Origin of the sequence: Maritalea myrionectae DSM 19524, from assembly GCF_000423365.1 — a bacterium.
Classification (GTDB): Bacteria; Pseudomonadota; Alphaproteobacteria; order Rhizobiales; family Devosiaceae; genus Maritalea; species Maritalea myrionectae.
In genome coordinates this window covers 137,909-147,500 of the sequence record NZ_AUHV01000006.1, presented here as the reverse complement: position 1 = coordinate 147,500, position 9,592 = coordinate 137,909, and the positions used below count along the sequence as shown (strand labels likewise).

General features: G+C 53.4%; 10 protein-coding genes (1 of these 10 only partly in view). 4 read left to right on the top strand and 6 right to left on the bottom strand.

Annotation, left to right across the window (positions count from 1 at the left end; all coding sequences use genetic code 11):
- On the top strand, positions 1-669 hold the 3' end of the coding sequence (locus G549_RS0117455; protein WP_156905578.1) for a M23 family metallopeptidase. Its footprint begins 1,293 nt before the window's first position; the window shows 669 of its 1,962 coding nt (coding positions 1,294-1,962); the start codon falls outside the window, past its left edge; its stop codon occupies positions 667-669.
- A gap of 3 nt (positions 670-672) precedes the next feature.
- Here the strand turns inward: G549_RS0117455 and G549_RS0117450 are convergent, their stop codons facing one another.
- The 4 genes from G549_RS0117450 to G549_RS20945 all read right to left on the bottom strand — a co-directional run bounded on the left by G549_RS0117450 (position 673) and on the right by G549_RS20945 (position 3,620).
- The gene (locus tag G549_RS0117450; protein ID WP_027836094.1) at positions 673-1,101 is read right to left on the bottom strand and encodes a CBS domain-containing protein; all 429 of its coding nucleotides are present in this window, start codon (positions 1,099-1,101) and stop codon (positions 673-675) included.
- 34 nt (positions 1,102-1,135) lie between these two features.
- On the bottom strand, positions 1,136-1,483 hold the full coding sequence (locus G549_RS0117445; protein ID WP_210162447.1) for a hypothetical protein: 348 nt from the start codon (positions 1,481-1,483) through the stop codon (positions 1,136-1,138).
- 57 nt (positions 1,484-1,540) lie between these two features.
- The gene (locus G549_RS21585; protein WP_051214086.1) at positions 1,541-2,068 is read right to left on the bottom strand and encodes a DoxX family protein; all 528 of its coding nucleotides are present in this window, start codon (positions 2,066-2,068) and stop codon (positions 1,541-1,543) included.
- A 622-nt stretch (positions 2,069-2,690) separates the two neighbouring features.
- The gene (locus G549_RS20945; RefSeq protein ID WP_051214084.1) at positions 2,691-3,620 is read right to left on the bottom strand and encodes a LysR family transcriptional regulator; all 930 of its coding nucleotides are present in this window, start codon (positions 3,618-3,620) and stop codon (positions 2,691-2,693) included.
- A 97-nt stretch (positions 3,621-3,717) separates the two neighbouring features.
- Between G549_RS20945 and G549_RS20940 the strand changes: the two genes are divergently transcribed.
- Together G549_RS20940 and G549_RS20935 are read left to right on the top strand one after the other, a co-directional pair.
- On the top strand, positions 3,718-4,734 hold the full coding sequence (locus G549_RS20940) for an MBL fold metallo-hydrolase (protein ID WP_084634248.1): 1,017 nt from the start codon (positions 3,718-3,720) through the stop codon (positions 4,732-4,734).
- Between the two features lie 130 nt (positions 4,735-4,864).
- Positions 4,865-5,299, top strand: a complete 435-nt coding sequence (locus G549_RS20935; RefSeq protein ID WP_036223435.1) for a hypothetical protein — start codon at positions 4,865-4,867, stop codon at positions 5,297-5,299.
- A gap of 72 nt (positions 5,300-5,371) precedes the next feature.
- Here G549_RS20935 and clpB read toward each other — a convergent pair whose 3' ends face one another.
- Together clpB and G549_RS0117410 are read right to left on the bottom strand one after the other, a co-directional pair.
- A complete protein-coding gene (gene clpB, locus G549_RS0117415; RefSeq protein WP_027836092.1) occupies positions 5,372-8,008 on the bottom strand; it encodes an ATP-dependent chaperone ClpB in 2,637 nt (878 codons plus the stop codon).
- Between the two features lie 192 nt (positions 8,009-8,200).
- The gene (locus tag G549_RS0117410; RefSeq protein ID WP_027836091.1) at positions 8,201-8,461 is read right to left on the bottom strand and encodes a hypothetical protein; all 261 of its coding nucleotides are present in this window, start codon (positions 8,459-8,461) and stop codon (positions 8,201-8,203) included.
- Positions 8,462-8,583: 122 nt separating this feature from the next.
- Here G549_RS0117410 and G549_RS20930 point away from each other — a divergent pair, with 122 nt between their 5' ends.
- Positions 8,584-9,588: a helix-turn-helix domain-containing protein gene (locus G549_RS20930; RefSeq protein ID WP_051214080.1), complete on the top strand. Its 1,005-nt coding sequence runs from the start codon at positions 8,584-8,586 to the stop codon at positions 9,586-9,588.
- Positions 9,589-9,592 lie beyond the last annotated feature (4 nt).

Genomic DNA, 9,592 nt, shown 5'->3' with positions numbered 1-9,592 from the left:
CAAATGCTGCAAACTGAGCCAGATGCCGATGGCAACAAGGAACTTCTTTATATCGGCCTTCAACTCGCGGGGACAGAGCGCCACATGTATCGCTTCCAAACCGAAGATGGCGTGGTCGATTTCTTTGATGAAAACGGCCAAACGGGCAAGAAGTTTTTGATGCGCCGGCCGCTTGAAGGTGGCGGCCGCTTGCGCTCAAACTATGGCTACCGTATTCACCCGATTTTCAAAACCCGCAAGCTGCATACCGGCGTTGACCTGGCTGCGCGCACAGGCACCCCGGTTTATGCCGGTGGCGACGGAGTGGTGAAACGGGCGCAATGGGTGTCGGGCTATGGCCGCTTTGTCGAGCTGAACCACGCAAATGGCTACCAAACCGCATATGCCCACATGAACCGCATCGCCAGTGGCATGCAACCGGGCACCCGCGTGCGTCAGGGCCAAATCATTGGCTATGTCGGGTCAACCGGTTACTCCACCGGGCCGCACTTGCACTACGAGATTAAAATCAACGGCCGCACCGTTGATCCACTCAGCGTGCGCTTGCCACGGGACAAATCATTGCCCAATAGATATCGCGCAAAGTTCGACCAGACCATGGCTCAAATCGATGATTTGATGGCGCGCGAACCGAGCGCGCCAATCAATGTGGCGGATGCAGGCAATTAAAGCCTAGGACGCAATATAGTCACGCAAGGCTGCGGCTTCCCGCTCGGTTTGCTCAATCTTGCGCTTCACAATATCGCCGATTGAAACCAACCCAAGCAATTTGCCTGATTCCACAACTGGCATATGCCGAATACGTCGCTTGGACATGGTGCCCATCACCTCGTCCAACCCAACATCGCGTGAACAAGTAAATGGATCGCGCGTCATGCATTTCGACAGGCCGGTTTCGATCGCCGCGGCTCCATGTTCCCGCAAACGGCGCACAATGTCACGCTCCGACAAAATACCCACTACGCCGCCATCGGCGCCTGTGATCACCACCACACCGATATTGTTCTCACCCAGCACATCCACTGCGTCGGCGACCAGCGCTGATTCCGACAGCGTAAAGACATCGCCACCCTTCTCGTCCAGAATATCACCAATTCGCATAAATTCCTCCTCATTTACCGGGCTGCTTAAAGTATCATTTTGGTTTAAGCGATTGTGCATGTTGATGGCTCTTTTCAAACCAGGGCACCATCGCCGTAATATCTAGCAATAAATCATTGGGCACTTTCACATAGTCGCGCATCACCGCACCATGTTGAATAAAATCGCCACTCTCATATTGCGCGCGAAACCTGGCTTGATCCGCTTTACTCAACCGAATGCCCAACACGCCATCCTTGCCCAAAAGGCTAAACATATGTCCGTTTACAGATGTGTAGGGTGACGTTTTGCCTTTGCGCTCAATATCAGCGAAGCGTTCAACCAAATGGTCGAACGCCGCCAATTGCTGGTCTGGTATCTCAACTCTGGTCGATTTACCCATCCGATTCCGCGCTCCTTAATCCAAGAATATGACGAATCGCACCGCCGTGCAATTAGACTATTGCTTGGTTCGTTCCCTTGGCCTCCTGTTGCCCGTTTGGCTGGCCCAAAATACAAAGCCGATCAACAGCGCCTGATAAGGCACCCGCACCAACAAATAGGCAGGCCCCATCTCAGCGCCGCCAAAAGGAATATAATTCAGCGCTGCAAATATATTGGCGGGGAGAAACCCAAGCAGCATTGCCATAATGGCCCAGCCCACAAGCCGTTGCACCTGCGGCACCAAAATTGCCAGCCCCAATGCAATTTCCAAAAAACCGGTCAACACCACAATCTCGATTCGCAGGGGCAAAAAGCCGGGCAACATCGCCGCCATCGCGCCGGGATTGCTAAAATGAGCACTGGCGGTCATCACCAAGAAGATCGCGATGCCCAATCTACCCCAGAGTTGCGGGGCGAAATGTCGCCCCAAGCCCACTTGTCGCGCCACCAGGGCCACCAAACTTGGCGCCAACAATGCCCCGGTTAAAAACAGCAGATTTTTGAAGGGGGACAACACCCCGCCAAGTTCAGTCAAAAAAGTCATACCACCTCGCAAGCTCAATTTGAGCCTGCGACGTGCCGCGAATATGCCGCCTGTTGAAGCGCCTATTCGCCAACGGTCAGATTCATTCGTCAATCAAAAACGCACCATTTGCGTGGCGCGAATGCTATGCCTCACCTTCGGCCCAAACAGCCAGCACAAAGATCGCTGCGCCTGAAAGGCACAACGTTGATGTGGGGCGCGAGGCGCATATGGTCTCGTTCGTATCGACAATGAAGTGAGACGATAAACGCCTCGCGCGGTCGGTTTATGCGCTCCGATTTGAGGAATCCGGGGTGCTGACCCAATAGTCCCGCAATCTGACCAAAGCAGATTGGCCCTCGGTGTCGGGCTGAACTCAAAAAGGGCGACAGATCCTGCGTCCAAAATCTGCCCCAACCTCTTCTTTCATCACAAAAGCGATGTGCCACCACTGCCCGTCAGCAGCCCACGCGGCCAAAAGAAGATGACGCCAGTATACCCGCACAAACTCGCCCGGAGATAAGTTTGTGTTTTTTAATGCGGTCACGCACAAAAACCCAAGTTAGTCAGGCAACTAGAGGTCGGCGAGCGTGACGCAAGCGGGAAAATAGCGAAATGGCCATTCGTTGACCCTAAAATTGAATTATTGGTCTCGCGACAAGAGATCCGGCAAGATTGTGATCCCCGGCGCTTTCGATAATGTTTCAAACAAGGTTTTTTGAAATAGTTTTGCCCGAGCTGTATTGCGCACCTGCTCACGCTGAATCAGAAAAAATGGTTTAGGGATGGGCCGACATCCCGGCAACACTTCTTCAAATAGCCCCCTATCGATACGCTCCTGCACAAAAAAAAGCGGGGCCTTTGTAAACCCAAGCCCTTTTTCAAGCGCATGCGCGATCAGATTTGGGTCCTCTGCCGTCAAGCTGGGGGTAACGGGCACCGTCAACTTTTGCCCACGATAGGTTACCCCAACAACGGACTTCTCGGTGTCGTCCTTATATTGGATAAAGTCCAACTGCTCGATCTCGTCTGGAGAAGTGGGTCGTCCTCGCGCGTTCAAATAGGCTGGGGTCGCTGCCAAAACCGACTGAACATCTCCAATTTTGCGGGCAACGCCACCGCCCCAGCCAGGCGAACCGAAGCGGATTGCAAAGTCAATTTTCTCTTTTTCGATATCCAACAACTTGTCCGAAACAACCAGCTCAACCTCAAGGTCGCGATATTTGGACTTGAGCGCGATCACCACCTCCCCCAGATAGGTCTGGCTCAACGATTGGCCCGCGGTAATGCGAATATGCCCTGAAATGACGCCCTGCAACGAATCGAGTTCCACGCGCAGTTCATCCAACTCCTGCCCAATGCGTTGACCAAAGCCATAGGCAACTTGCCCCGCCAACGTGGCCTCAACCCCTGACCGCGTGCGCGTCAGCAGCTTCTGCCCATAAAGGGCTTCCAAGGCTTTGATCTTTTGCGAGAGCGCGGGCTGACTGATTCCAAGTGTTTGGGCTGCACCCGTCAGCGACCCCACATCCAATGCGGACACCAAACAACGCAAAGGGTGCAAGTCTTCCATAAGCATTCCTTATGCCCGAGATAACAAATCAGCAGATACAACAAATCCATCAAAATCATTACTTATATTGTTGTCTGAAATCAATAAGAGAGCAAAAATGAGCAACTCCCCCAGCAACAAACCAATAGATCGCCGCAGAGTTCTGTCCTTTATGGCGGCCGCCCCGATCATGCTCGGCGTGGTCCCGCAAGGACGGGCCAACACAGAGCAGGCGACAGCTTCCTCGGCAACACCAATGCACGCTGAAACCGAAATTTTCCGGCATATGGTCGGCGAGATCGAGGTGATCGCCATCGCCGATGGATATACGGCTTTGCCAAGTCAAATCATGCTGGGTCTTGATCCGGACGAAGCGCAAGAGGCAGCGCGGCTGGCATATAAGAATTATGATCCCAATTTGATTTCGATTGCGGTCAATAGCTACGTCATCCGCACCGCTGGCACGATCATCGCCATAGATGCCGGCGCACCCAGCTTTTTGTCGCCCACCGTGGGCGCATGGCGGAACGGATTGGACCTGGCGGGCATTGCGCCGGAGCAAATTGATATGATGTTCCTGACACATATGCACACTGACCACGTGGCTGGACTTGTTGACGAAAACGGCAAAAAGACCCTGCCCCAAGTCGAACTTGTGCTCTCAGAAACGGAATGGACTGATTCCTTTGACGACGAGAAAATGGCCTATTTGCCAAAAGAGTTTGCGCCATTCGTGCAATATTCACGCGGACAGGTGCTGCCGTATAAAGATCAACGCAATTTGGTCAGCATGAAAAAAGAAACCGAAATTGCGCCCGGCGTGTTTGCGGTGCCGTTGCCCGGCCATACCATGGGACATATGGGCGTGCGCATTCAAAGCCAAAATCAAAGCCTGATGATTTGGGGCGACATTATTCACTCGCCAACCTATCAGTTCAGCCATCCGGAATGGTCCACAATTATTGATGCGGACCCGGCCCTTTCGGCCGCAGCGCGCACCAAACTGCTTGATCAATCCGCCGCAGATCGGACCATGGTGGCGGGGATGCATTTGGACTTCCCCTCACTTGGATATGTTGAACGCCAGAACAACAGCTATCGCTATATTTCTGCCCCACGTAACTACGGCGGCTAAAGCGCAAGGCCCGGCGTGCAAATGCCGGGCTTACGACCTCTTGTGGCCCGACACCTCACCGTGCCCTTGACAGTTGTGAAAAGGCGGCGCGCAATTAAAGCTATGTTTAATTGATATTTGGGAGGTAGCTATGTCCAGATGGGTCACTGCGCCGGGGCGCGCCGACGACTTGAATTTCAAAACATTGCAGGAGGGCGAGGTTTCAACCGCCAAAAAAGACAATGCGATCGAACGCATTGCCAAATATGTGCCGGCTGAGATTTTGGCGGGGTTTACCGCGCTCTATTCAGCACTGATCGCCATGGCGCTGAGCGACAATGAAAAGCTGATCGGTGCGGCAATTCTAATTGCCGTCTTTTTTGCCACTACCATCGCCTATATCATCAAATACACGCCTGATGATGCCAGCCGAAAAGCCCATTTGGCCGTAACGCCACTGGCGTTTCTCGCGTGGTCCTACGCGATTTCCTCCGCGGTCTTGGGCGATTATTATCTGCCCCTCTTCGCCTTTGCGGCGCAGGTTGTGGTGATCGCCCTGTCGATCATCGTGAAGCCGGGCGAATAGGCGCGATGGAAAAAAGAAAACCCGGCACTTAAAAAGCACCGGGCTTCCTTCATCGTTGAGGAGGAGTGTGAATTATTGGGCCGCGCTGGGCACCTCATTATCGTCAATGGTGGTCCCGTCGGTGGAGAAGGCGAGCTTATCGCCTTCCACATCAACCGTGACCTTTTGGCCATCAACAATTTTGCCGCTCAAAATCTGCTCGGCGAGTTCGTCTTGCAGATTGCGCTGAATCACCCGTTTCAAAGGCCGCGCCCCGTAAGCCGGGTCATAGCCTTCATTGGCAATCCAATCACGCGCGGCGGGACTGAGTTCGATCTCAATATCGCGCTCATCAAGCAGCTTGCGCAAACCTTTCAGCTGCACATCCACAATGGCACCCATATCGGACCGGGCCAAGCGGTGGAACAACAAGATCTCATCCACCCGGTTCAAAAACTCAGGCCGGAAGTGACTTTTCACCGTGTCCATCACCTTGCCGCGCACCAGATCAACCGGCTCGCCTTCTTGCTGCTCAACCAAATATTCAGAGCCAAGGTTTGAGGTCATGATCACCAACGTATTGCGGAAATCGACCGTACGGCCCTGACCATCAGTCAGGCGGCCATCATCGAGCACCTGCAACAGCACGTTGAACACGTCTGGGTGCGCCTTTTCGATCTCGTCAAACAAGATCACCTGATAAGGCCGACGGCGAACCGCTTCGGTCAACACGCCCCCCTCATCATAGCCAACATAGCCTGGAGGCGCGCCGATCAACCGAGCGACGGAATGCTTCTCCATAAATTCAGACATATCCAGCCGCACCATGGCGGTTTCATCGTCGAACAGGAAGTCGGCCAAGGTTTTGGTCAATTCGGTTTTACCCACGCCAGTTGGCCCAAGGAACATAAATGAACCCATGGGGCGATTCGGGTCTTGCAACCCGGCCCGCGAACGGCGCACCGCTTTCGAAACGGCGGTCACGGCTTCGTCCTGGCCGATCACGCGCTTGCCCAGTTCATCTTCCATGCGCAACAGCTTGTCGCGTTCGCCCTCGAGCATTTTATCGACAGGCACACCGGTCCAGCGGCTCACCACATGCGCAATGTGCGCCGGACTCACCACTTCTTCCAGCATCGCTTCGGTGACATTGTCGGTGTCGCCATCATCTTCCGCTTCAGCGGCAGCAATCTTTTGCTCCAGCTCGGGAATGACGCCATAAGCCAACTCACCAGCACGACCCAGATCACCGGACCGTTGGGCGTTTTCAAGCTCGGTGCGCGCGTGGTCCAACTCTTCTTTGAGTTTTTGCCCGGCGCCCAACCGTTCTTTTTCAGCCACCCAACGCTGGTTCAGCGCATTGGCTTCTTCTTCCAGATCGGAAAGCTCAGCTTCCAATTTTTCCAACCGCGCCTTTGAGGCATCGTCGGTTTCTTTTTTCAACGCTTCCCGCTCAATCTTCAATTGAATGATGCGGCGGTCCAACTCGTCCAAGGCTTCGGGCTTGCTGTCCACCTGCATGCGCAAGCGTGCTGACGATTCGTCGACCAAATCGATGGCCTTGTCCGGCAAAAAACGATCTGTGATGTAGCGATTCGACAAAGTGGCGGCGGAGACCAAGGCGCTGTCGGAAATGCGCACCCCGTGGTGCAGCTCATATTTTTCCTTCAAGCCGCGCAGGATCGAAATGGTGTCTTCAACCGTGGGTTCGGACACAAAGACAGGCTGAAAGCGCCGCGCCAAAGCTGCATCCTTTTCAACATGCTTTTTATATTCGTCCAACGTGGTGGCGCCCACACAGTGCAACTCGCCCCGTGCCAAGGCAGGTTTGAGCAAGTTAGACGCATCCATCGCACCATCGCCTTTACCCGCGCCCACAAGCGTATGCATCTCGTCAATAAAGAGGATGATTTTCCCCTCTTCAGACTGCACTTCATTGAGCACGGCTTTCAAGCGCTCTTCAAACTCACCGCGATATTTCGCGCCAGCAATCAGCGCGCCCATATCCAATGATAAGAGCTTTTTGTTTTTCAGGCTTTCAGGCACATCGCCATTGATGATTCGCAGAGCCAACCCTTCGGCAATCGCGGTTTTACCCACGCCCGGCTCACCAATCAAAACAGGGTTGTTTTTTGTACGGCGTGACAAAACCTGCACCGCGCGGCGAATTTCTTCGTCACGTCCGATCACAGGGTCCAATCGCCCGTCGCGGGCATCTTGGGTCAAATCACGTGCATATTTTTTCAACGCGTCATAGCCTTCTTCAGCGCTTTGGCTGTCGGCAGTGCGGCCTTTGCGCAAATCATTGATCGCGTCGTTCAAGCCATTGGCTGTCACCCCGGCAGCGGCCAAGGCCTTGCCGGCATCGGTGTCTTTTTCAATGATTAAGGCCAGCAACAACCGTTCAACGGTGACATAGCTGTCGCCCGCCTTATCAGCCGCCTTTTCAGCGGTTTCAAAAACACGCGCCATTTCCCGGCTCAAATAGAGTTGGCCAGCATCACCGGATACGGATGGGATTTTTTTCAGGGCCGCTTCTGTTGCAGCGTGCACAGCTTTCGCATCACCGCCTGCCCGTTGGATCAAACCAGAGGCCATGCCTTCATTATCGTCCAAAAGGACTTTTAATAGGTGCAAAGGCGTAAATTGCTGGTGACCCGCAGAAAGCGCGCCAGATTGGGCAGATTGAACAAAACCGCGTGCCCGCTCGGTATATTTCTCGATATTCATATCTCAACTCTCCATCTCTCGCCCATTCTAAGCCGCCTAAAAAGCACGGGTTAAAACGTCTCGAAGCGTTGTTTGTTTCAACTTATCCATTGGCGCCCATCTTGGCACGCCGGACTGTTAAGTTAGATATAGGTACGCTTCGGGGGGATAAAAGAGCCAAATTCAAAATAAAGCGCTCTTTTGGCTCCCTTTTTAGAAAAAATGGGTGATGCCACCAACCACAATCATGGCCGCACCAAGCTTGAAAATCCAGCCCGCAACCTGCTGCTGGCGATAGCCTTTTTGGCCCTTCTTCACTTCTTCAAAATTGCCCAAAACCGGCACTTTGGAGGGGCCATCTTTAAAGCCACCGCCAATCATATGCACAACCCCACCGGCCAGCGCGACAATCCAGCCGATCATAAACAAATTAAAACCGTTGCTCTCCAACAGCGCCAACAATGATTCAAACATACTTTTCTCAATTATTTTAAGGACGGTCGCAGCTTACCGCCCTTTGGCCAAATGTGCCAGCCATTGGCAGAAATGCGCACATGCGTTAAATTACCGCCAACACATTTGGCAGGCCAAACACAATGAACCAAATCTCATCAATCCAATCACCAGTCGCGCCCCGCAAGGTCACACCGAAAAAAGTCGCGATATTGATCTATGATCAACTTTGCACCTTTGAATATGGCATCGCGGTGGAGATCTTTGACACCGTCCAATCCAAAACCGCGCCGCTATATCAATGCGAAACCGTGCCGATCGAATCGGGTGAGTTGCAGTTGGCCGGCGGGTTGCGCACATCTTGCCAGGCCCAACTTGAGAGGCTTTTCACCTTTGATCTGATCATCGTGCCCGGCTGGCCGCCCCACAAATCAGTATCGCCAGAAATCGCAAATGCACTTCAAGCCGCCATGCACACGGGCGCACGCTTTATGACCATTTGCTCCGGCATCTTTTTGCTGGTGCGCGCAGGGCTCACCCACGGCAAAACCATCACCACCCATTGGCAATATATAGATCAATTGGCGACGGAAGCCACGACCGCCCAAGTGGAAGAAAATGTCCTTTATTGTGGCGATGCGCAGATCATGAGTTCCGCCGGGTCAGCAGCGGGATTTGATCTCGGCCTGGAAATTGTGCGGCAGGATTTTGGCACCCAGGAAGCAAACCGCGTGGCGCAACGTTTGGTGCTGCCCGCGCACCGCGAAGGCGGCCAAAAACAATTTGTGCCGCGCCCCATCGCGCACCCGCAAAAGGGCAGCTTGGCAAAATATCTTGATCAGGTGCGGCAAAAGCTGGACGAACCTTGGCCGATCAAAAAACTGGCCAATCTGTGTCACATGTCTGAACGCACTTTGATGCGAAGATTTCAAGAAATTGTTGGCCTTAGCCCAAGCCAATGGCTGAACCAGGAGCGAATCTATTTCGCCCGATCACTGTTGGAAAAAGACCATTTCACCATGGATGAAATTGCGCAAAAGGCGGGCTTCAACACGCCTGAAACCATGCGTCATCATTTCCGCACCCAGCTTAACATCAGCCCGGCACATTATCGCAACCAGTTTTTGGCCATAAAAAAGGACGGCTAAACCG